The organism is Pseudomonas sp. HOU2, from assembly GCF_040729435.1.
GTDB lineage: Bacteria > Pseudomonadota > Gammaproteobacteria > Pseudomonadales > Pseudomonadaceae > Aquipseudomonas.
This window is the reverse complement of sequence record NZ_CP160398.1, coordinates 2,148,955-2,171,696: the sequence shown is the minus strand read 5'-3', so window position 1 is coordinate 2,171,696 and position 22,742 is coordinate 2,148,955. Positions and strand designations below refer to the sequence as shown.

Genomic DNA, 22,742 nt, shown 5'->3' with positions numbered 1-22,742 from the left:
CCGACCAAGGGCTGATTGCCATTCCTACGGGCCGTCGCTACAGTGACGGCCCGTTTTTGTTGCCTTGCTAACGAATTATGACGCCCCTAGAACGATACCAAGCTGATCTGAAACGCCCGGACTTCTTCCATGACGCCGCGCAGGAAACTGCCGTGCGTCATCTGCAGCGCCTGTACGACGATCTGATCGCGGCCGAGCAGAACAAGCCGGGTTTGCTGGGCAAGCTGTTTGGCAAGAAGGATCAGGCGCCGGTCAAGGGCCTGTATTTCTGGGGCGGCGTGGGTCGCGGCAAGACTTACCTGGTCGACACCTTCTTCGAAGCGCTGCCGTTCAAGGAAAAGACCCGCACTCACTTCCACCGTTTCATGAAGCGTGTGCACGAAGAGATGAAAACCCTCGGCGGCGAGAAAAACCCGCTGACCATCATCGCCAAGCGCTTTGCGGCCGAGTCGCGGGTGATCTGCTTCGATGAATTCTTCGTCTCGGATATCACCGACGCGATGATCCTCGGCACGCTGATGGAAGAGCTGTTCAAGAACGGCGTGACCCTGGTCGCGACCTCGAACATCGTTCCGGACGGCCTGTACAAGGACGGCCTGCAACGTGCGCGCTTCCTGCCGGCCATTGCGCTGATCAAGCAGAACACCGAAATCGTCAACGTCGACAGCGGTGTCGACTACCGTCTGCGCCACCTCGAACAAGCGGAACTGTTTCACTATCCGCTGGACGAAGCCGCGCACGAAAGCCTGCGCAAGAGCTTCAAGGCCCTCACACCGGAATGCACCGCAGCGGTCGAGAATGACGTGCTGATCATCGAAAACCGCGAAATCCGTGCGCTGCGCACTTGCGACGACGTGGCCTGGTTCGACTTCCGCGAACTGTGCGACGGCCCGCGCAGCCAGAACGATTACATCGAGCTGGGCAAGATCTTCCACGCCGTGCTGCTCAGCGGCGTCGAGCAGATGAGCGTCACCACCGACGACATCGCCCGGCGTTTCATCAACATGGTCGACGAGTTCTACGACCGTAACGTCAAGCTGATCATTTCTGCCGAAGTCGAGCTGAAAGACCTGTACACCGGCGGACGCCTGACGTTCGAATTCCAGCGTACGCTCAGCCGTCTGCTGGAGATGCAATCCCACGAATTCCTGTCGCGGGCGCACAAGCCTTAAACCGATTCGGCGTACAAAAAAGGGCCTGCGATTGCAGGCCCTTTCTTATGCGTGGAAGAAAATCTCTAATGCACTGCAATCCCTGTGGGAGCTGGCTTGCCAGCGATAGCGGTTTGTCAGAGAAATAGATATCACCTGACACGACGCCATCGCTAGCAAGCCAGCTCCCACAGGATTTGTATTTGCTCAGAGGTCTACGCAGCCTGCTGAAACTGCTGCCGATACTGGTTCGGCGACAGCTCGGTGTGCTGGCGGAACAGCCGCGCAAAGAAGCTCGCATCGTCGTAGCCGACCTCATAACTGATGGTCTTGATGCTTTTGCGACTGCCGGACAGCAAGCCCTTGGCGGTCTCGATGCGCAGGCGTTGCAGGTAGTGCAGCGGCTTGTCGCCAGTCGCGGTCTGGAAGCGGCGCATGAAGTTGCGGATGCTCATGCCGTGCTCGCGGGCCACGTCTTCAAAGCGGAACTTGTCGGCGAAATGCTCTTCGAGCCAGTGCTGGATCTGCAGGATGATCACGTCCTGGTGCAGCTTCTGCCCACCGAACCCGATACGTCCCGGCGAATAACTGCGCTGCACTTCATACAGAATGTCGCGGGCCACGGCTTGCGCCACGTTGGCGCCGCAGAAGCGTTCGATCAGGTAGATGTAGAGGTCGCAGGCTGAAGTGGTGCCGCCGGCGCAATACAGGTTGTCGGCGTCGGTCAGGTGCTTGTCCTGATTGAGGTACACCTTGGGGAAGCGCTCGGCGAAGGCATTGAAGAAGCGCCAGTAGGTGGTCGCTTCCTTGCCATTGAGCAGTCCGGCCTCGGCCAGCCAGAACACCCCGGTGGCTTCGCCGCAGAGCACGGCACCGCGTGCGTGCTGCTCGCGCAGCCACGGCAGGATCTGTGGATAACGGCCGCACAGGGTTTCGAAATCGTCCCAGAAGGCCGGGAGGATGATGACGTCGGCGTTTTCCAGGCCGCCGTCCACCGGCATCATCACGTCACTGAAGCTGTTCACCGGTTTGCCGTCGGGGCTGACCAGGCGGGTTTCAAACGCCGGTGTCAGGCCGTGGCCCAGTTGTTTGCCGTAACGCAGGCTGGCCAGATGGAAGAAATCCTTGGCCTGCATGAGAGTGGATGCGAAAACCCGGTCGATTGCCAGGATGCTGACGCGCCGCAAGGGCGTGGAGACTTGCTTGGACATAATTCAACTTTTGTTTTGTTTTTATAAGGGAAAGTGGTCACCAGACGGCTGGATCGTCTTATTTTTTGTCGGATGTGTCCAGTGTCCTGTGTCGGAGGTGAGGCTTAGTCTCTGAAGGTCATATCCCTCCAACAAGAATGAAAGGTGCCGCATGATCCCCAGAACCTTGTTCAGCTCCGAGCACGAATTGTTCCGCGACAGCGTACGAACCTTCCTCGAAAAAGAGGCCGTGCCGTTCCATGCGCAATGGGAGAAACAAGGCCACATCGACCGCAAGCTGTGGAACAAGGCAGGGGAGGCGGGGATGCTTTGCTCGCACCTGCCGGAAGAATACGGCGGCCTGGGCGCGGACTTTCTGTACAGCGCCGTGGTGATCGAAGAAGTCGGTCGCCTGGGGCTGACCGGTATCGGTTTCTCGCTGCATTCGGACATCGTCGCGCCGTACATCCTGCATTACGGCAGCGAGGCGCTGAAGCACAAATACCTGCCGAAACTGGTCTCTGGCGAGATGGTCAGCGCGATTGCCATGACCGAGCCGGGTGCCGGCTCCGACCTGCAAGGGGTCAAGACCACCGCAGTGCTGGACGGCGACGAGTACGTGATCAACGGCTCCAAGACTTTCATCACCAACGGCTTCCTCGCTGATTTGGTGATCGTGGTCGCCAAGACCGACCCGAAGGCCGGCGCCAAGGGCACCAGCCTGTTTGTGGTGGAAGCGAATACGCCGGGTTTCGAGAAGGGCAAACGCCTGGAGAAGGTCGGAATGAAGGCCCAGGACACGTCGGAATTATTCTTCCAGGACGTGCGCGTTCCCAAGGAAAACCTGCTGGGTCAGGCCGGGGCAGGGTTTGCCTACCTGATGCAGGAATTGCCGCAGGAACGTCTCACGGTGGCGATTGGTGGTCTGGCCTCAGCCGAAGCTGCGCTGAAGTGGACGCTGGATTACACCCGTGATCGCAAGGCGTTCGGCAAGGCGATTGCCGACTTCCAGAACACCCGTTTCAAACTGGCGGAAATGGCCACGGAAATTCAGATCGGCCGGGTCTTTGTCGACAAGTGCCTGGAACTGCATCTGCAGGGCAAACTCGATGTGCCGACGGCGGCGATGGCCAAATACTGGGGCACTGACCTGCAATGCAAAGTGCTCGACGAGTGCGTGCAGTTGCATGGTGGCTACGGTTTCATGTGGGAATACCCGGTGGCCCGGGCGTGGGCGGATGCGCGGGTGCAGCGGATCTATGCCGGCACCAATGAAATCATGAAGGAGATCATTGCGCGGTCGCTTTGAAAGGCTGAAAAGATCGCAGCCTGCGGTAGCTCCAACCCAGGATCGGTGTGAACCCTGTAGGAGCTGCCGAAGGCTGCGATCTTTTTACTTATGGCGCCGGGTTCGGATGATCCTTGTGAATCGCCTCGATCCCCGCCAGCACTTCATCGGAAAGTTTCAGATCAAAACTGGCAATGTTGCTGTCCAGTTGCTCAAGTGTCGTCGCACCAATGATGTTGCTGGTGACGAACGGTTGCTGGGTGACGAACGCCAAAGCCATTTGCGCCGGGTCCAGACCGTGTTCTCGGGCCAGCGCCACGTAACGGCTGCAGGCGGCTTCCGATTGCGCGTTGAAATAGCGGCTGAAGCGGCTGTAGAGGCTCAGGCGACCTTTCGGTGGGCGAGCGCCACCTTCGTACTTGCCGGACAGGAAACCGAACGCCAGCGGCGAATAGGCGAGCAGGCCGCATTGTTCGCGGATGGCGATTTCCGCCAGGCCGATTTCAAAGCTGCGGTTGAGCAGGTTGTACGGGTTCTGGATCGACACCGCACGCGGCCAGCCACGGGCTTCGGCCAGAGCGAGGAAACGCATGGTGCCCCATGGCGTCTCGTTGGACAGACCGATGTGGCGTATCTTGCCGGCCTTCACTTGCTCGTCGAGCGCTTCGAGGGTGTCTTCGAGCGGCGTCAGGTTGGCTTCGATCTTGTGTTTGTAGCCCAGTTGGCCGAAGAAGTTGGTGCTGCGTTCCGGCCAGTGCAATTGATACAGGTCGATGTAATCGGTCTGCAGGCGCTCGAGACTGGCATCCACCGCGGCGGTGATGTGCTGGCGGTTATGGCGCAGGTTTTTGTCGCGGATGTAGTCGATGGTGTTGCCGGGGCCGGCGATCTTGCTGGCGAGGATCCAGTCGGCACGATCACCACGGCTTTTGAAATAATTGCCGATGTAGCGCTCGGTGGTGGCGTAGGTTTCGGCTTTCGGCGGCACCGGGTACATCTCGGCGGTGTCGATGAAATTGATCCCGGCCTCTTTGGCCCGCTCGATCTGGGCGAAGGCTTCAGCTTCAGTGTTTTGCTCGCCCCAGGTCATGGTGCCGAGGCAGATTGCACTCACGTTCAGGTCGGTACGGCCTAGCTGGCGATAGTCCATCGGGTGCTCCTTGGGCAAAACAATCATAAAAGCAGGTTGAAAATTTTTTCGCAATCTGCATAATTGCCGACCTCTTTCTGCAGTGGAAGTGATGCGCCGCCGCCGAAGAATCTTGCCGTTGAACGGACGCGCCGACCCGAGCCCCCGAAAGCGTCTGTATCCGGCTGCCTTTGACTTGTCAAAGTACGCACTATTCAGTAAGATCCGCCGTCTTATTTACAGGCGGCCCCTGAGGCTATAAAGAATGAAAACTTTTACTGCTAAACCGGAAACAGTAAAGCGCGACTGGTTTGTCGTCGACGCTGCTGGTCAGACCCTGGGTCGTCTGGCCACCGAAATCGCGAGCCGTCTGCGTGGCAAGCACAAGCCTGAGTACACTCCTCACGTTGACACCGGCGACTACATCGTCGTAATCAACGCCGAGCAGATCCGTGTAACCGGCGCTAAAACCACTGACAAAATGTACTACTCCCACTCCGGTTTCCCGGGCGGCATCAAGTCGATCAACTTTGAAAAGCTGATCGCCAAGGCCCCTGAGCGCGTGATCGAGACCGCGGTTAAAGGCATGCTGCCTAAGAACCCGCTGGGTCGTGACATGTACCGTAAGCTGAAAGTCTATGCGGGCGCTGCACACCCTCATACTGCTCAGCAGCCCCAAGAACTGAAGATTTAACGGAATAGTTCATTATGTCGGCGACTCAAAATTACGGCACTGGCCGTCGCAAGACCGCAACCGCACGCGTTTTCCTGCGTCCGGGTACTGGTAACATCTCCATCAACAACCGCTCCCTGGACTCGTTCTTCGGCCGCGAAACTGCCCGCATGGTAGTTCGTCAGCCGCTGGAACTGACCGAGACTGTCGAGAAGTTCGACATCTACGTCACTGTCATCGGTGGTGGTGTAAGTGGTCAGGCTGGCGCAATCCGCCACGGCATCACTCGCGCTCTGATGGATTACGACGAAACCCTGCGTAGCGCTCTGCGCAAAGCTGGCTTCGTTACTCGCGACGCCCGTGAAGTTGAACGTAAGAAAGTTGGTCTGCGTAAAGCGCGTAAGCGTCCGCAGTACTCGAAGCGTTAATTCCGCTTCCACGTTCAAAAAAGAACGCCCGATTCCTCACGGAACCGGGCGTTTTTTTATGCCTGCGATTTATCAAAAGAATTGCGCTGTGACAACTTGCCACATTCGTAGACCCCCTATACTGCAAGGCTTGAGGGTGTGAGCTCCGGGTAATTCCCTTGTCAGAATTGGGGCTTTTCATTACCATCTCGGCAAAATTTTTATAAGTAACATTGATTTATTTAGTAGATGCCTGATTTAACAGGCCACAAAGCTGATGGGAGAGGACTGAATGAGCAATGACGGCGTGAATGCAGGCCGGCGTCGCTTCTTGGTAGCAGCCACATCCGTGGTGGGTGCTGCAGGAGCGGTGGGGGCTGCGGTCCCGTTCGTGGGGTCATGGTTTCCCAGTGCCAAGGCGAAAGCCGCCGGTGCACCGGTGAAAGTGAATGTCAGCAAGATCGAGCCAGGACAGCAAATGATTGCCGAGTGGCGCGGCCAGCCGGTGTTCATTGTCCGCCGTACTGCGGAAATCCTGGGGAATCTCAAAAAGATCGAGGGCCAGCTCTCCGATCCGACTTCCAAAAACTCCACGCAACCTACCTATGTCGACCCTGAAGTGCGTTCGATCAAGCCGGAAATTCTGCTGCTGATCGGGATCTGCACTCACCTGGGTTGCTCACCAACCTTCCGTCCCGAAGTGGCGCCTGCGGATCTGGGTAAAGACTGGGTCGGCGGCTATTTCTGCCCTTGCCACGGTTCCCACTACGATCTGGCTGGCCGCGTCTACAAGTCGCAACCTGCGCCTTTGAACCTGCCAGTTCCCCCGCATTCCTATGAGACCGATGACCTGATTGTCATTGGCGTCGATACGGAGAAAGCGTGATGAGCAAGTTCATGGATTGGGTTGATGCGCGCTTCCCCGCGACCAAAATGTGGGAAGACCATCTCAGCAAGTATTACGCGCCAAAAAACTTCAACTTCTTCTATTTCTTCGGCTCGCTGGCACTGCTGGTGCTGGTCAACCAGATCGTCACCGGTGTCTGGCTGACGATGAGCTACACCCCGTCGGCAGAAGAGGCATTCGCTTCCGTCGAATACATCATGCGCGACGTCGAGTACGGCTCGATCCTGCGTCTGCTGCACTCAACTGGCGCCTCGGCGTTCTTCATCGTGGTCTATCTGCACATGTTCCGTGGCCTGCTCTACGGTTCGTATCAGAAACCACGCGAACTGGTCTGGGTGTTCGGCATGCTGATCTACCTGGCGCTGATGGCTGAAGCGTTCATGGGTTACCTGCTGCCGTGGGGCCAGATGTCCTACTGGGGTGCCCAGGTGATCATCTCGCTGTTCGGTGCTATTCCGGTGATCGGCAACGACCTGACCCAGTGGATTCGTGGTGACTACCTGATCTCTGGAATCACCCTGAACCGCTTCTTCGCCCTGCACGTCGTGGCGCTGCCGATCGTGATTCTGGGTCTGGTGGTGCTGCACATTCTGGCGCTGCACGAAGTCGGTTCGAACAACCCGGATGGCGTCGACATCAAGAAGCACAAAGACGAAAACGGTGTGCCGCTGGACGGCATTGCCTTCCACCCGTACTACACCGTGAAAGACATTGTCGGCGTAGTGGTGTTCCTGTTCATCTTCTGCTTTATCGTGTTCTTCTTCCCGGAAATGGGCGGCTACTTCCTCGAAAAACCAAACTTCGAGCAAGCCAACCCGTTCAAGACGCCTGAGCACATTGCCCCGGTCTGGTACTTCACGCCGTTCTACGCGATCTTGCGTGCGATCCCGGACAAACTCATGGGCGTTATCGCCATGGGCGCCTCGATTGCCTTGCTCTTCGTGCTGCCATGGCTGGATCGCAGTCCGGTCAAATCGATGCGCTACAAGGGCTGGATGAGCAAGATCTGGCTGGTGGTGTTCTGCATCGCGTTCGTGATCCTCGGCATTCTGGGCGTACTCGCTCCGACGCCGGAGCGCACGCTGGTGTCGCAGGTCTGCACCTTCCTGTACTTCGCCTACTTCATTCTGATGCCGTTCTACACCAGGCTCGAGAAGACCAAACCGGTTCCGGAAAGGGTGACTGGCTGATGAAAAAGTTATTTTTTGCTCTGATTTTTGCTGCTCTGCCAGTGCTGTCTTTCGCCGCCGAACACGGTGGCCCGGAGCTGGAAAAAGTCGATATCGACGTGTCTGACAAGGCTGCCCTGCAAGATGGTGCGCGGACCTTCGCCAACTATTGCATGGGTTGCCACAGTGCCAAGTTCCAGCGTTACGAGCGGGTGGCCGATGACCTCGGCATTCCCCACGACATGATGCTCGAGAAGCTGGTGTTCACCGGCGCCAAGATCGGCGACCACATGAACATCGGCATGCAGCCAGCGGACGCCAAGACCTGGTTCGGTGCTGCTCCGCCGGACCTGACCCTGGTGGCTCGCGTGCGTGGTACTGACTGGCTCTACGGTTACCTGCGCTCGTTCTACGAAGATCCGGCGCGCCCATGGGGCGTGAACAACAAGGTCTTCCCGAACGTCGGCATGCCTAACGTGCTGGTCGGCCTGCAAGGTCGTCAGGTGGTGGGCTGCAAGCAAGTGCAGATCGTCGAAGACGGCAAGAAGCAATACGATCCGCTGACCGGTACGCCGCTGACCCATGAAGCGTGCGATCAGTTGACCATCGTGCCGAAAACCGGTGCTCTGAACGAAGAGCAGTTCGATGAGAAGGTCAAGAATCTGGTAACCTTCCTGGCTTACTCGGCTAACCCGGTTAAGCTGCAACATCAGCGCATCGGTACTTACGTCTTGCTGTACCTGGCGTTCTTCTTTGTGTTCGCCTACCTGCTCAAGCGTGAATACTGGAAAGACGTGCACTGATACGCTTCAAGCATTGCTGTTAATCGCGCGCGCCCAAGGGCGCCTCCGATAACGCAAGGTCTGGTTCGCCAGGCATTGCGGGAGGCGCCCTCTGGGCGCGCGCGTTTTTCCGGTTCCGATCATTTCAACAAGCGAGGAGGATCGCCATGGGCGTGACCAATCGGTTGGCCTGTTACTCCGACCCCGCCGACCACTATTCCCACCGAGTGCGCATCGTGCTTGCAGAGAAGGGTGTCAGCGCCGAAATCATTTACGTGGAAGCTGGTCGCCAGCCGCCTAAACTGATTGAGGTGAACCCTTACGGCAGTCTCCCGACACTGGTCGATCGCGACCTGGCGTTGTGGGAGTCGACCGTGGTGATGGAATATCTGGATGAGCGTTACCCGCATCCGCCACTGATGCCGGTTTATCCGGTGGCGCGTGCCAACAGCCGTCTGCTGATTCATCGTATTCAGCGTGACTGGTGTGGTCTGGTGGATCTGATTCTTGATCCCAAGTCCAAGGAGGCCGCGCGTGTCGTGGCGCGCAAGGAATTGCGTGAAAGCCTGACGGGCGTGTCGCCGCTGTTTGCCGACAAGCCGTTTTTCCTCAGTGAGGAACAAAGTCTGGTGGATTGCTGCCTATTGCCAATACTCTGGCGTTTGCCGATTCTGGGTATTGAACTGCCGCGGCCGGCCAAGCCGCTGCTTGATTATATGGAGCGCCAGTTTGCGCGTGAGGCTTTCCAGGCGAGTCTGTCTGGCGTCGAACGCGATATGCGCTAAGGCTTAAGGAGCCGCTATGAACTCCAGTCGACCTTATCTGGTCCGCGCGCTCTACGAGTGGATTGTGGATAACGATTGCACCCCGCACATGCTGGTCAATTCCGAATACCCGGCGGTGCAGGTGCCGCAGGGTTTCGCCAGTGACGGGCAGATCGTCCTGAACATTTCGCCCAGCGCCGTGCGTCACTTGCACATGGACAACGACGTGGTGACCTTCGAGGGTCGCTTCGGTGGCGTTCCGCACAGCCTGTATGTGCCGATCAGTGCGATCCTGGGTATCTATGCCCGGGAGAACGGGCAGGGCATGGTGTTCGATCTCGAGTCGCCGATGGATGACGAAGACGATATCGAGCCCGATGACGACTTGCCGCCACCGGACAGCGAGCCGCCGCGCCCAAGCGGCCGGCCAAGTTTGAAGGTGGTGAAGTAATAAAAAAGGCGACCCGAGAGGGTCGCCTTTTTTATTACGTAGGAGCTGCCGCAGGCTGCGATCTTTTGATCTTGTTTTTGACGATCAAAAGATCGCAGCCTCGTTTCACTCGACAGCTCCTACAGAAGTGTACGTCAGTCGATGTATTCGAACAGCTTCACGATTTTCTGCACGCCGGAAACGCTCTGCACCAGATTGGTCGCCTGTTGCGCTTCCTGCTTGGTCAGCAGGCCCAGCAGATAGACGATGCCATTCTCGGTCACGACTTTGATGCGCGAGCCGGGAATGCTGGCATCGGTCAGCATCTGGGTCTTGATCTTGGTGGTCAGCCAGGCGTCGTTCTGGCGGGCGAGGAAGCTCGATGGCGCAATCACTTGCAGCTCGTTGTGCACCTTCTTCACGCGCTGGACGTTGGCGGCGGCCTGTTCGGCCTTGGCTTTGAGGTCTTCGCGCGGCGTCTGGCCGGCGAGCAGCACCACGCCGTTGAAGCTGGTGACGACGATATGCGAGTCCTTGTCCAGGCCAGGGTCGGCCTTGGCCACGTTGACGCCGACTTTGGTCTCGATCAGCGAGTCGTCGATTTTACTGCCGAAGGTTCGGGTGCCGCGGTCGTCTTCAATCGGCGCCTCGCGGCTGGCATTCACCACCGAGGTGCAGCCGCTGATGCCGAGGCACAGGGTCAAGGCCAGAAGGCCAAGGCGATTAGGGGTCATTCTTCACTCCCGAACAGTTGGCTGTCGATCAGATCGCAGAGGCAATGGATCGCCAGCAGATGGACTTCCTGAATACGTGCAGTGACATGGGCCGGTACGCGAATCTCGACATCTTCAGGCAGCAGCAGCGAAGCCATGCCGCCGCCATCGCGGCCAGTCAATGCTACGACAATCATTTCGCGATCATGTGCGGCCTGGATCGCCTGAATAATGTTTGCCGAGTTACCGCTGGTCGAAATCGCCAGCAATACATCGCCTGGCTGACCCAGTGCGCGGATCTGCTTGGAGAACACTTCGTTGTAGCTGTAGTCGTTGGCGATCGAGGTGATCGTCGAGCTGTCGGTGGTCAGGGCGATGGCCGGTAGGCTCGGGCGTTCGCGCTCGAAGCGGTTGAGCAGCTCCGAGGAGAAGTGCTGGGCGTCGCCGGCAGAGCCGCCGTTGCCGCACGAAAGCATTTTGCCTTCGTTGAGCAGGGCATTGACCATGATCTGGCTGGCTTGCTCGATGTGCGGTGCAAGTACGTCCATCGCCTGTTGCTTGGTGTCGATACTGGCCTGGAAAAGCTGGCGAATTCGGGATTGCATGTCCATCTGTGTGACCTTAAGTAGCGCGGCTGTTCGGCACGTGAATGTGCAGCCCGCAAAGCAAAGAGCAAAAATTGTCGGTGAAAGTGTCCGGGGTGGTGTGCAGGGAATCAACCATCGAACGCATTCTGCAACCAGTTCAACTGATCCGGGTGCCTGTCGATGGCCACCACGTCGAAGCGGCAAGGGGAATCGGCCCAGCGTGACTCGCGCTGAAGAAAATACTGCGCGGCGAAAATCAGTTTCTGTCGTTTGCGCTCATCGATGCTAGCGAGCGCGCCACCCCATTGAGTGTTTTTTCTGTAGCGGACTTCGACGAATACTACTGTATCGCCATCAAGCATGACCAGATCAAGCTCGCCCCGTTTGCATGACCAGTTCTGCGCCAGCAGGCGCAGACCCTGGTGTTGCAGATGCTCGAGCGCCTGGCGCTCGGCATCCTTGCCGCTTTGCAGGTGCGAGCCGTCGGGCATCAGCGCGGGGTGTCCGGCAGGCGCTGAACCTGACCGCTGACGAACTGCGCCCAAGGCAGTTGGCGTACAACGCGCTGGGTCTGGGTCATGCCGAGGCTGCCGGACTCACCCTCGATGCGGCTGTCCGGCAGGGCCTTGAGTTGACCCAGGCGTGGTGCCAGGCGATAGGCATCCACGCCCATCGCGTACAGACGACCGAGGCTGCCGGCGGCCTGTGGCCATTGCGCAACCACTTGCTGACGCAGCGGGTCGCTGGTTTCCAGCAACCATGGGGTTTCGCAGAAACGCACACCGTTCATGTCGTTGTACTGGTTCACATCGCCACTGGCGCTGTACACGTGGGAAGTCGCGTAAACCGGAACGTCACCGGCGTACTGGAAGTTCAGGGTCGGCTTGATCTGCTGCGCCTGCTGCGGCGTGGCGGCCAGGAAGATGAATTCGATGTCCTGACGGCGTGACGGCTGCGCGGCTACGTTGGTGCCGGCAGCGTTCTGCAGGCTCTTGGCGCGGGCTTCGCTTTGACGCAGCTGGAACATGTCGGCGATCTGCTGGGCCAGTTGCACCGGCTGATCGACACGTTCGGTGGCAACGATGCTGCCGCCATTGGCTTGCCAGTCCTGGCTGAACGCACGCAGTACGCGATCGCCCCATTCACCTTTCGGCACCATGATGGCGGCGCGATGCAGGCCGTCGGCGCGGGCACGGCGCGAGACTTCGCGGGCTTCGTCTTCAGCGGCCAGACCAAACTGGAACAGTTGCGCCGGACCTTGATCACCTTCGCTGTAGTTCAGCGCGAGGGTGGTGATTGGCAGTTGCGGACGGGTGCTCAGTTGTTTGACCAGTGGTTTTTCCAGCGGGCCGACCACCAGTTGCACGCCATCAGCCTGGGCCTTGCGGTAGAACTCGTCCATCGAGGTCAGCTTGGAGCTGTCGTAGAACTCGATGGCGGGCGGCTTCTGGCCGGCCTGTTGCGCTTGATAGTGCGCCGCCATGAAGCCTTCACGCAGGGCCTTGCCGACCGAGGCCAGCGGGCCGTCTTGCGGCAGCAGCAGGGCAATCTTGCTCAGGGGCTGGCTGGCCAGTTCCTTGAGTTTGGTCAGGGGCAACGGCAGGTTGATCGCAGCGGGGTGTTTTGGATTCTGCGCGCGCCAGGCATCGATCGCCGCTTGCTGCTGTTCCAGAGTACCGGCGGTTTTCACGGCCAGGGCCAGGCCCATCCAGCCGCCAAGATCATCGGCGGTGTTGGGTTGCAGCTGATCGGTCGGCAGCGAAGCGATCAGGGTCCAGATCGCTTCGTGGTTCTTGCTTGCGGCTTCGTCTTTGAGCATTGGCGCGATGAAAATGCGCTCGCGAGCGGCAGCCAGGGTCTGGCCGTCGGCTTCCAGTGCGCGGGCATGCACGGTGCCAGTGCGCACTTGCTGATCTTCCGGCATTTCGCTCAGGTGCTGCAGGCTCGGATGGCTCAGGGCGGTCAGCGCAGCTTTCGGCTGATTGCGGGTCATCGCCAGTTCAGCGGACAGGGTGCTGGCGAAGATCTGCTGGCCCGGCTTCAACTGCTCCATCGGCACTTGTTGCAGGATCTGCGCGGACTGGCCCGCATTGCCCTGGCGATAAGCCAGGTCTGCCGCGCTCAGGCGCAACAGGGCGGCTTTTTCCGGCGTCTTGGCCTGGGTAGCCTGTTCGAGCAGTTGCTCGATGCTGGCATCCGGAGTCCGTGGGAGTTCGCCAAGGCTGGAGGAAGGGGAACTGGCGCAGGCCGCCAGCAAGGCAGCGAGGCAGAGGGCAGTGAACAGCCGCAGGCAAGCGATCATGTAAGTGTTCCTGATACTCGATCAAATTAGCGTGGAATTGTACCCAAGCACTGGCCGGGGCGCGATGTTACTGGCGTGAATCAATCAATTTAGCTGGAGTAAATGTTGCGGCGGCGCACAACTGCGTGCAAAACCGCGCTCGGCGCATACGGTTCGCAAGCCTCGTGACGCGTTACAATGCCGGCTTTTACCGAACACGAGGTGTGCGCTTTGACTGCTCCAGGTCCTTTGAATTCCGCTGCTGGCTCGCTTTATGTGGTGGCGACGCCCATCGGCAACCTGGACGACATCAGCGCCCGGGCCCTGAAAATCCTCCGCGAAGTGGCGTTGATCGCCGCTGAAGACACGCGGCACTCGGCGCGACTGATGCAGCACTTCGGCATTTCCACGCCGTTGGCAGCCTGCCATGAACACAACGAACGTGATGAAGGTAGCCGCTTTATTACCCGTTTGCTGGCGGGCGATAACGTCGCGCTGATTTCCGATGCCGGGACGCCACTGATTTCCGATCCGGGTTACCACCTGGTGCGTCAGGCGCGGGCGGCAGGGATCAATGTGGTGCCGGTGCCGGGTGCCTGTGCGTTGATCGCGGCGCTGTCGGCGGCGGGGCTGCCCTCCGACCGGTTCATCTTCGAAGGCTTCCTGCCGGCCAAGTCGGTGGGGCGCAAGGCGCGTCTGGAAGCAGTCAAGGAGGAGCCGCGCACGCTGATTTTCTACGAGGCCCCGCATCGCATTCTCGAATGCCTGCAGGATATGGAAGCGGTGTTCGGTGGCGAGCGTCAGGCGTTGCTGGCCCGGGAAATCACCAAGACCTTCGAGACGCTCAAAGGCCTGCCGCTGGCCGAGCTGCGTGCATTTGTCGAGTCCGACAGCAATCAGCAGCGCGGCGAGTGCGTGGTGCTGGTGGCGGGTTGGTCTGCACCGGAGTCCGAAGATGCGGTCAGCAGCGAAGCGATGCGCGTGCTCAATCTGTTGCTCGAAGAGATGCCGCTCAAGCGTGCTGCCGCCCTGGCCGCGCAAATCACCGGCGAGCGCAAAAACGTCCTGTATCAGGTCGCACTGGATCAGCAGAAGGGCGAGTAACCCGTCGCGCAGACGGGTTTCACGGCTATTAGCGCTTGTTCTTCGGGCGCTCTGCCGTTAACCTGCGCGGCGGAGAGTCGATCGGACAGTCGCTGCCCTCTATGAAAATTAGGGGGGGGAGGAAAGTCCGGGCTCCATAGGGCGAAGTGCCAGGTAATGCCTGGGAGGCGTGAGCCTACGGAAAGTGCCACAGAAAATAACCGCCTAAGCGCTTCGGCGCCGGTAAGGGTGAAAAGGTGCGGTAAGAGCGCACCGCACGTCTGGCAACAGTTCGTGGCTAGGTAAACCCCACTTGGAGCAAGACCAAATAGGGTCCCAAGGCGTGGCCCGCGCTGGGACCGGGTAGGTTGCTAAAGATGTCCAGTGATGGCCATCGTAGACGAATGACTGTTCAAGACAGAACCCGGCTTACAGATCGACTCTCCACCTTTTTCTTTCCCTGCTTGAATCAATGGCATCAGGGCTGGTTATTATCGGCAGGCCTGCGCTAAAGTCCGGCAGCGGCACATGCAGTAATAGCCATTTCCCACCTTGCTTCAATCAACAGCAGAAGCGCTTTTGTAATACCGAAAAAATCTTACTCTTAACAAATTACTTTAACTTCCGAGCGCAGCTTTCCGTGTTGCATCAAGTTATTGGTCGAAAGTATCCGCCAAATTGTCGTTACCCCTCCTTTTAAGCTCCTAAATCTCCGTTCTGTAAGGGTTTTCCTTTGATCCGCGCCTTGACGGTGTGGTGGGCGCATTCCTATAGTGTGCGCAAGTGGCGGAAAGTGGCATGAAGTGGGTTTTTTGAGCTCAAAACGATAAAAATTGGAGAAACGCTGACGTGTTTCGCGGAGCTAACGCTATCAGTCTCGATGCAAAGGGCCGTCTCGCCATGCCGAGCCGGTACCGTGACGAGCTCGTTTCGCGTAGTTCCGGCCAATTGATCGTGACCATTGATGCCGTTGATCCGTGCCTGTGTGTCTACCCGCTCGACGAGTGGGAAATCATTGAAACCAAGTTGCGCGCACTCCCTTCGCTTCGCGAAGAGAACCGTCGCCTGCAGCGTTTATTGATTGGTAATGCCGTCGACCTCGAACTCGACGGCAGTGGTCGTTTTCTGGTTCCGCCGCGTCTGCGCGAATACGCAAAGCTTGATAAGAAAGCGATGCTGGTGGGCCAACTGAACAAGTTCCAATTGTGGGACGAGGATGCATGGAACGCGGTGTCTGCCGCTGACCTTGCTGCTATTCAACAACCGGGCGCCATGCCTGACGAACTGCGTGATTTGATCCTGTGACTATTGATAGCGGCTTTAACCACATCACCGTACTGCTTGACGAAGCCGTCGAGGCTCTCGCCGTACGTCCTGATGGCTGCTATCTGGACGGTACGTTCGGGCGCGGCGGGCACAGTCGGCTGATCCTCAGCCAGCTCGGGACGGACGGTCGACTCATCGGGTTCGACAAAGATCCACAAGCGATTGCCACCGGGCAAACGCTAGCGGCCGAAGACGGCCGCTTTGTCGTTGTGCAGCGCAGCTTTGCCGAGCTGGGTTCGGTGGTTGCCGAGCAGGGTCTGAGCGGCAAGGTCAGCGGTATCCTGCTCGACCTCGGTGTGTCGTCGCCGCAGCTGGATGACGCCGAGCGCGGCTTCAGTTTCCTCAATGACGGCCCGCTGGACATGCGCATGGATCCGTCTCGTGGCATCAGCGCCGCCGAATTCGTCAACACCGCACCGGTGGAAGAAATCGCCCGGGTGTTCAAGGAATACGGCGAAGAACGTTTCTCCGGGCGCATGGCCCGTGCCGTGGCCGAGCGCCGCGACATCAAGCCGTTCGAGCGCACCGCTGATCTGGCCGAAGTCTTGAAAGTCGCCAACCCGGCGTGGGAGAAGGGCAAGAACCCGGCGACCCGTGCGTTCCAGGGGTTGCGCATTCACGTCAACAACGAACTGGGCGATCTGGAAGCCGGCCTCGAAGCCGCGCTGGATGCTCTGGAAATCGGTGGCCGTCTGGTGGTCATCAGCTTCCACTCGCTGGAAGACCGCATCGTCAAACTGTTCATGCGCAAGCTGGTGAAAGGCGAAGCCGACAACCTGCCGCGCAACCTGCCCGTGCGCCACGTGGCGTTCGAACCGAAAATCAAAATTCACGGCAAAGCGCAGACGGCCTCCGACGCCGAACTCAAAGCCAACCCACGTTCCCGTAGCGCTGTCATGCGTGTCGCGGAGAAGTTGCGGTGAGCAAGCTTTTCGCCAAGCCCCTGCCAGGCGGCAGCTTTATCATGCTGCTGCTGTTTATCGGCGTGCTCGTGTCGGCCATCGGCGTGTCTTACAGCGCGCACTGGAACCGGCAGTTGCTCAACAATCTTTATAACGAACTCAGCGTGCGCGACAAGGCGCAGGCCGAGTGGGGGCGCCTGATTCTCGAGCAAAGCACCTGGACTGCGCACAGCCGCATCGAAGTGCTGGCCACCGAACAACTGAAAATGCACATCCCTGGCGCGGCTGACGTGAAGATGGTGGCGCCATGATGAAACTCGAAGGCGCACTTTTCCCGTGGCGCTTCCGCCTGATGGTGGCCCTGCTCGGCGTGATGGTCGCGGCGATCTGCTGGCGCATCATTGACCTGCAAGTGGTTGATCGTGACTTCCTCAAGGGGCAGGGCGACGCGCGCAGCTTGCGTCATATTCCGATTCCTGCGCACCGTGGTCTGATCACCGACCGTAACGGCGAGCCGTTGGCCGTGAGTACCCCGGTGACCACCCTGTGGGCCAACGCCAAGGAAATGCAGACCGCCAAAGAGAAGTGGCCAGCACTGGCCGCCGCGCTGGGTCAGGACCCGAAAGCCCTGACTGAACGCCTCGAAGCGCAAGCCAACAAAGAATTCATTTATCTGGTGCGCGGGCTGACCCCCGAGCAGGGCCAGGCTGTGCTCGACCTGAAAGTGCCGGGCGTTTACGGCATCGAAGAATTCCGCCGCTTCTATCCGGCTGGTGAAGTCACCGCGCACATGGTCGGCTTTACCGACATTGACGATCACGGGCGCGAAGGCGTCGAGCTGGCCTACGACGAGTGGCTGGCCGGGGTGCCGGGCAAGCGGCAGGTCATCAAGGATCGGCGCGGTCGGCTGATCAAGGATGTCCAGGTCACCAAGAACGCCAAGGCCGGCAAGCCCTTGGCGTTGTCGATTGACCTGCGCCTGCAATACCTGGCCAACCGCGAGCTGCGCAACGCGATCATTGAGAACGGCGCCAAGGCCGGCAGCCTGGTGATCATGGACGTGAAGACCGGCGAGATTCTCGCCATGGTCAACCAGCCGACCTACAACCCGAACAACCGTCGCAACCTGCAACCGGCGATGATGCGTAACCGCGCGATGATCGACGTGTTCGAACCGGGTTCGACCATGAAAGCGATCTCGATGAGCGCCGCCATCGAGTCCGGCCGCTGGAAGCCGAGCGACACCGTCGAGGTGTATCCGGGGTCCCTGCAGATCGGCAAGTACACGATCAAGGACGTTTCCAAGACCGAAGGCCCGGTGCTGGACATGACCGGCATCCTGATCAATTCCAGTAACGTCGGCATGAGCAAGGTCGCGTTCGATATCGGTGGCGAGACCATTTACCGTCTCGCACAGAAAGTCGGCCTCGGCCAGGATACCGGTCTGGGCTTCCCGGGCGAGCGTGTCGGCAACCTGCCGAACTACCGCGACTGGCGCAAGGCTGAAACCGCGACGCTGTCTTACGGCTACGGTATTTCCGTGACCGCGATCCAGCTGGTTCACGCATTCTCGGCGCTGGCCAACAACGGTCGTCTCGCGCCGCTGACCCTGATCAAAACCGACAAGCCGCCGCAGACCACTCAAGTGCTGCCAGAAGCGGTCGCGAAAACCATGCAGGGCATGCTGCAGCAAGTGATCGAAGCACCGCGCGGCGTGTTCCGTGCGCAGGTGCCGGCGTATCACGTGGCCGGCAAGTCGGGTACTGCACGCAAAACGTCGGTGGGCACCAAGGGCTACGCCGAAAACTCGTACCGCTCGCTGTTCGCCGGTTTCGGCCCGATGAGCGATCCGCGTTACGCCATCGTGGTGGTGATCGATGAACCGTCCAAGGCCGGTTACTTCGGTGGTCTGGTGTCGGCGCCGGTGTTCAGCCGTGTGATGTCCGGCACCCTGCGTCTGATGAACGTGACCCCGGACAACCTGCCGACCACCCAACAGGCCAACGCCACCCCGGTCGTTCCGCTGAAAGCCAATGGAGGGCGCGGCTGATGTCTCTTAGTCTGAACAAGATATTCCCCCACGCCGGCCACGATCTGCTGATCCGTGAACTGGCGCTGGACAGCCGCAACGTACGCGCGGGTGACCTGTTCCTCGCCGTGCCGGGCGGCAAGTTCGATGGCCGTGCGCACATCGCCGATGCCTTGCAGCGCGGCGCGGCGGCGGTTGCCTATGAAGTGGAAGGCGCCACCGTGCTGCCGATCACCGAAGTGCCGTTGATTCCGGTCAAAGGCCTGGCGGCGCAGCTGTCCGATATTGCCGGGCGCTTTTATGGCGAGCCGAGCCATCACCTGAACCTGATTGGCGTCACTGGCACCAACGGCAAGACCAGCGTGACCCAACTGGTCGCGCAGGCACTCGATCTGCTCGGTCAGCACTGCGGCATTGTCGGCACGCTGGGTTCCGGCTTCCATGGCGCGCTGGAAAGCGGTCTGCATACCACGCCGAACCCGATCGCCGTGCAAGCGACTCTGGGCGACCTGAAAAAGGCCGGGGCCAAAGCCGTGGCCATGGAAGTGTCGTCACACGGTCTGGATCAGGGCCGGGTCACTGCATTGGCGTTCGACGTCGCGGTGATGACCAATCTGTCCCGCGATCATCTGGATTATCACGGCACCATGCAGGCGTACGCCGAGGCCAAGGCCAAGCTGTTCGCCTGGAATGATCTGAAGTGCCGCGTGGTCAACCTCGACGACGATTTCGGTCGGCAACTGGCCGCTGAAAAACGCGAGTCGCGGCTGATCACCTACAGCCTGCTCGACAGCAGTGCTTATCTGTTCTGCCGTGAAGCGCAGTTCGATGACCACGGTGTACGCGCCACGCTGGTCACGCCGCAGGGCGAACATCACCTGCGCAGCACGCTGCTGGGCCGTTTCAACCTGAGCAACGTATTGGCCGCGGTCGGTGCCTTGCTCGGTCTGGACTATGCCCTCGACGAAATTCTCAAGGTGCTGCCGAAACTCGAAGGCCCGGCCGGACGCATGCAGCGTCTGGGTGGCGGCACTCAGCCGCTGGTGGTGGTCGATTACGCCCACACCCCGGATGCGCTGGAAAAGGTTCTGACTGCATTGCGCCCACACGTCAAAGGCCAGTTGCTGTGCCTGTTCGGCTGTGGCGGTGATCGTGATCGCGGCAAGCGTCCGCTGATGGCCGAAGTGGTCGAGCGTCTGGCTGATCGCGTACTGGTCACCGATGACAACCCGCGCACGGAAGATCCAGCACAGATTTTCGACGACATTCGCGCCGGCTTCAGCGCTGTGGATAAAGTTACTTTCGTCGCCGGTCGCGGTCAGGCGATTGCCCAACTGATCGCCGGTGCTTCGGCGGATGACGTGATCGTGCTGGCCGGTAAAGGTCACGAGGACTATCAGGAAATCAACGGCGAGCGGCACGCTTTTTCCGATCTGGTCGAGGCCGATCATGCCCTCACCGCGTGGGAGGTGGCCCATGCTTAAGGCGCTGAAATTGAGCGAGCTGACCAACGTGCTCGACGCACGTCTGATCAGCACCGACGCCAGTTTTGATGGCGTCAGCATTGACAGCCGCGCGATCACCGCTGGCCAATTGTTTATTGCCCTGACTGGCCCGCGCTTCGATGGTCACGACTATCTGAACGATGTCGCCGGCAAAGGTGCGGTGGCGGCACTGGTCGAGCGCGAAGTGCCCGATAGCACCCTGCCGCAACTGCTGGTCAAGGACACCCGCCAGGCCCTCGGCCAGTTGGGTGCGTTGAACCGTGCCGCGTTCACCCAGCCCGTTGCGGCCATCACCGGCTCCAGCGGCAAGACCACGGTCAAGGAAATGCTCGCGAGCATCCTGCGTACCCGCGGTCCGGTGCTGGCGACGCGCGGCAATCTGAACAATGATCTCGGCGCACCGCTGACCCTGCTCGAACTGGCCCCGGAACACACCGCCGCCGTGATCGAACTGGGCGCTTCGCGTCTGGGTGAAATCGCCTACACCGTCGGGCTGACCAAGCCGCACGTGGCGATCCTCAACAACGCCGGTACCGCCCACGTTGGCGAGTTCGGCGGGCCGGAAAAAATCGTCGAAGCCAAAGGCGAGATCATCGACGGGCTGGCAGCGGATGGCGTCGCTGTGCTCAACCTCGATGACAAGGCTTTCGGCATCTGGAAGCTCCGCGCCGGCGCACGCAAGGTGCTGACCTTCTCCCTGAACAATCCTCAGGCAGATTTCCACGCCAGCGATCTGAGCACCGATGCCCGGGGTTGCCCGGCGTTCAACCTGCATACACCTGAAGGTGTGGAGCACGTTCAACTGAACCTGCTCGGCACCCACAACGTCGCCAACGCCATGGCCGCTGCCGCTGCCGCTCACGCCCTGGGCGTGTCGCTGTTCGGCATTGCCACCGGGCTTGGCGCGGTACAACCGGTCAAGGGTCGCACCGTCGCGCAACTGGCGAAGAACGGCATGCGCGTGATCGATGACACTTACAACGCAAACCCCACCTCCATGTGCGCTGCCGTTGATATACTCGCCGGCTTTTCCGGCCGCACCGTCCTGGTGCTCGGAGATATCGGCGAGTTGGGCGACTGGGCGGAGCAGGGGCACCGCGACGTGGGCGAATACGCCCGGGGCAAGGTTTCCGCGCTTTACGCGGTCGGGCCGAACATGGTCCACGCCGTGAACGCATTCGGTAAAGAGGCGCATCACTTCGGCACGCAAGCCGAACTGATCCAGGCCCTCGACGCCGAGCAGGACACAAACACCACCATTTTGATCAAGGGTTCGCGCAGTGCAGCGATGGAAAACATCGTTGCGGCTCTGTGCGGGTCCAGTCTGGAGAAACATTAATGCTGCTGCTGCTAGCGGAGTATCTGCAACAGTTCTACAAAGGCTTCGCGGTCTTCCAGTACCTGACCCTGCGCGGGATCCTCGGTGTGCTGACCGCGCTGGTTTTGTCGCTGTGCTATGGCCCGTGGATGATCCGCACCCTGCAGAACCGTCAGATCGGCCAGTCCGTTCGTAACGACGGCCCGCAATCGCACCTGTCCAAGTCGGGTACGCCGACCATGGGTGGCGCACTGATTCTGTCTTCCATCGGTGTCAGCACCCTGCTGTGGGCTGACCTCAGCAACCGCTACGTGTGGGTCGTGCTGCTGGTGACCCTGCTGTTCGGCGCCATCGGCTGGGTCGACGACTACCGCAAGGTGATCGAGAAGAACTCCCGTGGCTTGCCAAGCCGCTGGAAGTATTTCTGGCAGTCGGTGTTCGGTCTGGGCGCGGCGATCTTCCTTTATATGACCGCGACCACGCCGGTGGAAACCACCCTGATCCTGCCGATGCTCAAGGACTACAGCATTCCGCTGGGCGCCGGTTTCATCGTGCTGACCTACTTCGTGATCGTCGGCTCGAGCAACGCGGTCAACCTGACTGACGGCCTCGACGGTCTGGCGATCATGCCGACCGTGATGGTCGGCGGCGGTCTGGGGATTTTCTGCTACCTGTCGGGTAACGTGAAATTCGCCGAATACCTGCTGATTCCTTACGTGCCGGGCGCGGGCGAACTGATCGTATTCTGCGGCGCACTGATCGGTGCCGGCCTCGGATTCCTCTGGTTCAACACTTACCCGGCGCAAGTGTTCATGGGCGACGTCGGTGCTCTGGCACTCGGCGCGGCACTGGGCACCATCGCCGTGATCGTCCGTCAGGAAATCGTCCTGTTCATCATGGGCGGCGTGTTCGTGATGGAAACCCTGTCGGTGGTCATCCAGGTGGCTTCTTTCAAAATGACCGGTCGCCGCGTGTTCCGCATGGCACCGATTCATCATCACTTTGAACTCAAGGGCTGGCCCGAGCCACGCGTGATCGTCCGTTTCTGGATCATCACCGTGATTCTCGTGCTGATCGGCCTTGCCACCCTGAAGCTGAGGTAGAACGA

At 59.7% G+C, this 22,742-nt stretch carries 23 protein-coding genes and 1 other RNA gene; 18 read left to right on the top strand and 6 right to left on the bottom strand.

Annotated elements, in window-relative coordinates:
• Positions 1-77 precede the first annotated feature (77 nt).
• On the top strand, positions 78-1,172 hold the full coding sequence (gene zapE / locus ABV589_RS09700; RefSeq protein ID WP_123587820.1) for a cell division protein ZapE: 1,095 nt from the start codon (positions 78-80) through the stop codon (positions 1,170-1,172).
• A 194-nt stretch (positions 1,173-1,366) separates the two neighbouring features.
• Here the strand turns inward: zapE and ABV589_RS09695 are convergent, their stop codons facing one another.
• Positions 1,367-2,263 carry a GlxA family transcriptional regulator gene (locus tag ABV589_RS09695; RefSeq protein ID WP_171061848.1) on the bottom strand — a complete coding sequence of 299 codons (897 nt, stop codon included), beginning with the start codon at positions 2,261-2,263 and terminating at the stop codon, positions 1,367-1,369.
• Positions 2,264-2,513: 250 nt separating this feature from the next.
• Between ABV589_RS09695 and ABV589_RS09690 the strand changes: the two genes are divergently transcribed.
• Positions 2,514-3,650 (top strand): acyl-CoA dehydrogenase family protein, encoded by a 1,137-nt coding sequence (locus tag ABV589_RS09690; RefSeq protein WP_003228064.1) that lies wholly within the window; start codon positions 2,514-2,516, stop codon positions 3,648-3,650.
• An 88-nt stretch (positions 3,651-3,738) separates the two neighbouring features.
• Here the strand turns inward: ABV589_RS09690 and ABV589_RS09685 are convergent, their stop codons facing one another.
• The gene (locus ABV589_RS09685; RefSeq protein ID WP_367085681.1) at positions 3,739-4,779 is read right to left on the bottom strand and encodes an NADP(H)-dependent aldo-keto reductase; all 1,041 of its coding nucleotides are present in this window, start codon (positions 4,777-4,779) and stop codon (positions 3,739-3,741) included.
• 244 nt (positions 4,780-5,023) lie between these two features.
• Between ABV589_RS09685 and rplM the strand changes: the two genes are divergently transcribed.
• The 7 genes from rplM to ABV589_RS09650 all read left to right on the top strand — a co-directional run bounded on the left by rplM (position 5,024) and on the right by ABV589_RS09650 (position 9,911).
• Entirely contained in the window at positions 5,024-5,452 is a 429-nt protein-coding gene (gene rplM / locus ABV589_RS09680) for a 50S ribosomal protein L13 (RefSeq protein WP_003228062.1), read from the top strand.
• A gap of 14 nt (positions 5,453-5,466) precedes the next feature.
• Entirely contained in the window at positions 5,467-5,859 is a 393-nt protein-coding gene (gene rpsI, locus ABV589_RS09675; RefSeq protein WP_007961615.1) for a 30S ribosomal protein S9, read from the top strand.
• A gap of 271 nt (positions 5,860-6,130) precedes the next feature.
• Positions 6,131-6,724, top strand: coding sequence for a ubiquinol-cytochrome c reductase iron-sulfur subunit (petA, locus tag ABV589_RS09670; protein ID WP_003228055.1), 594 nt, complete (start codon positions 6,131-6,133; stop codon positions 6,722-6,724).
• Positions 6,724-7,935 (top strand): cytochrome bc complex cytochrome b subunit, encoded by a 1,212-nt coding sequence (locus tag ABV589_RS09665; protein WP_007961618.1) that lies wholly within the window; start codon positions 6,724-6,726, stop codon positions 7,933-7,935. The genes petA and ABV589_RS09665 overlap by 1 nt, the downstream gene beginning before the upstream one ends.
• Positions 7,935-8,717 (top strand): cytochrome c1, encoded by a 783-nt coding sequence (locus ABV589_RS09660; RefSeq protein ID WP_007961619.1) that lies wholly within the window; start codon positions 7,935-7,937, stop codon positions 8,715-8,717. The genes ABV589_RS09665 and ABV589_RS09660 overlap by 1 nt, the downstream gene beginning before the upstream one ends.
• A 146-nt stretch (positions 8,718-8,863) precedes the next feature.
• A complete protein-coding gene (locus ABV589_RS09655) occupies positions 8,864-9,481 on the top strand; it encodes a glutathione S-transferase N-terminal domain-containing protein (RefSeq protein WP_007961620.1) in 618 nt (205 codons plus the stop codon).
• Positions 9,482-9,497: 16 nt separating this feature from the next.
• Positions 9,498-9,911, top strand: coding sequence for a ClpXP protease specificity-enhancing factor (locus tag ABV589_RS09650; protein ID WP_003228047.1), 414 nt, complete (start codon positions 9,498-9,500; stop codon positions 9,909-9,911).
• A 134-nt stretch (positions 9,912-10,045) separates the two neighbouring features.
• Here ABV589_RS09650 and ABV589_RS09645 read toward each other — a convergent pair whose 3' ends face one another.
• The 4 genes from ABV589_RS09645 to ABV589_RS09630 all read right to left on the bottom strand — a co-directional run bounded on the left by ABV589_RS09645 (position 10,046) and on the right by ABV589_RS09630 (position 13,492).
• Positions 10,046-10,624, bottom strand: coding sequence for a BON domain-containing protein (locus ABV589_RS09645; RefSeq protein WP_007961621.1), 579 nt, complete (start codon positions 10,622-10,624; stop codon positions 10,046-10,048).
• Complete coding sequence (locus ABV589_RS09640; protein ID WP_007961622.1) at positions 10,621-11,214, bottom strand: phosphoheptose isomerase; 594 nt, start codon at positions 11,212-11,214, stop codon at positions 10,621-10,623. Before ABV589_RS09640 ends, ABV589_RS09645 begins: the two co-directional genes overlap by 4 nt.
• Positions 11,215-11,318: 104 nt before the next feature.
• The gene (locus tag ABV589_RS09635; RefSeq protein WP_007961623.1) at positions 11,319-11,681 is read right to left on the bottom strand and encodes a YraN family protein; all 363 of its coding nucleotides are present in this window, start codon (positions 11,679-11,681) and stop codon (positions 11,319-11,321) included.
• Positions 11,681-13,492 carry a penicillin-binding protein activator gene (locus tag ABV589_RS09630; protein WP_007961624.1) on the bottom strand — a complete coding sequence of 604 codons (1,812 nt, stop codon included), beginning with the start codon at positions 13,490-13,492 and terminating at the stop codon, positions 11,681-11,683. Before ABV589_RS09630 ends, ABV589_RS09635 begins: the two co-directional genes overlap by 1 nt.
• Before the next feature lie 177 nt (positions 13,493-13,669).
• On the opposite strand from ABV589_RS09630, the gene rsmI reads away from it, so the two are divergent.
• From rsmI to mraY, 9 genes are all read left to right on the top strand, one after another.
• Positions 13,670-14,575 (top strand): 16S rRNA (cytidine(1402)-2'-O)-methyltransferase, encoded by a 906-nt coding sequence (rsmI, locus tag ABV589_RS09625; RefSeq protein ID WP_081794213.1) that lies wholly within the window; start codon positions 13,670-13,672, stop codon positions 14,573-14,575.
• Positions 14,576-14,648: 73 nt separating this feature from the next.
• Positions 14,649-15,002: RNase P RNA component class A (gene rnpB, locus ABV589_RS09620), an RNA gene on the top strand.
• Between the two features lie 401 nt (positions 15,003-15,403).
• Positions 15,404-15,859 carry a division/cell wall cluster transcriptional repressor MraZ gene (mraZ, locus tag ABV589_RS09615; protein WP_003228026.1) on the top strand — a complete coding sequence of 152 codons (456 nt, stop codon included), beginning with the start codon at positions 15,404-15,406 and terminating at the stop codon, positions 15,857-15,859.
• A 2-nt stretch (positions 15,860-15,861) separates the two neighbouring features.
• The gene (rsmH, locus tag ABV589_RS09610) at positions 15,862-16,803 is read left to right on the top strand and encodes a 16S rRNA (cytosine(1402)-N(4))-methyltransferase RsmH (protein ID WP_095137381.1); all 942 of its coding nucleotides are present in this window, start codon (positions 15,862-15,864) and stop codon (positions 16,801-16,803) included.
• Entirely contained in the window at positions 16,800-17,093 is a 294-nt protein-coding gene (gene ftsL / locus ABV589_RS09605; protein ID WP_007961627.1) for a cell division protein FtsL, read from the top strand. Before rsmH ends, ftsL begins: the two co-directional genes overlap by 4 nt.
• Entirely contained in the window at positions 17,093-18,832 is a 1,740-nt protein-coding gene (locus tag ABV589_RS09600; protein ID WP_367086184.1) for a penicillin-binding protein 2, read from the top strand. Before ftsL ends, ABV589_RS09600 begins: the two co-directional genes overlap by 1 nt.
• The gene (locus ABV589_RS09595) at positions 18,832-20,295 is read left to right on the top strand and encodes a UDP-N-acetylmuramoyl-L-alanyl-D-glutamate--2,6-diaminopimelate ligase (protein WP_367085680.1); all 1,464 of its coding nucleotides are present in this window, start codon (positions 18,832-18,834) and stop codon (positions 20,293-20,295) included. The genes ABV589_RS09600 and ABV589_RS09595 overlap by 1 nt, the downstream gene beginning before the upstream one ends.
• On the top strand, positions 20,288-21,655 hold the full coding sequence (gene murF / locus ABV589_RS09590) for a UDP-N-acetylmuramoyl-tripeptide--D-alanyl-D-alanine ligase (RefSeq protein WP_367085679.1): 1,368 nt from the start codon (positions 20,288-20,290) through the stop codon (positions 21,653-21,655). The genes ABV589_RS09595 and murF overlap by 8 nt, the downstream gene beginning before the upstream one ends.
• Entirely contained in the window at positions 21,655-22,737 is a 1,083-nt protein-coding gene (gene mraY, locus ABV589_RS09585; RefSeq protein ID WP_007961631.1) for a phospho-N-acetylmuramoyl-pentapeptide-transferase, read from the top strand. Before murF ends, mraY begins: the two co-directional genes overlap by 1 nt.
• Positions 22,738-22,742 lie beyond the last annotated feature (5 nt).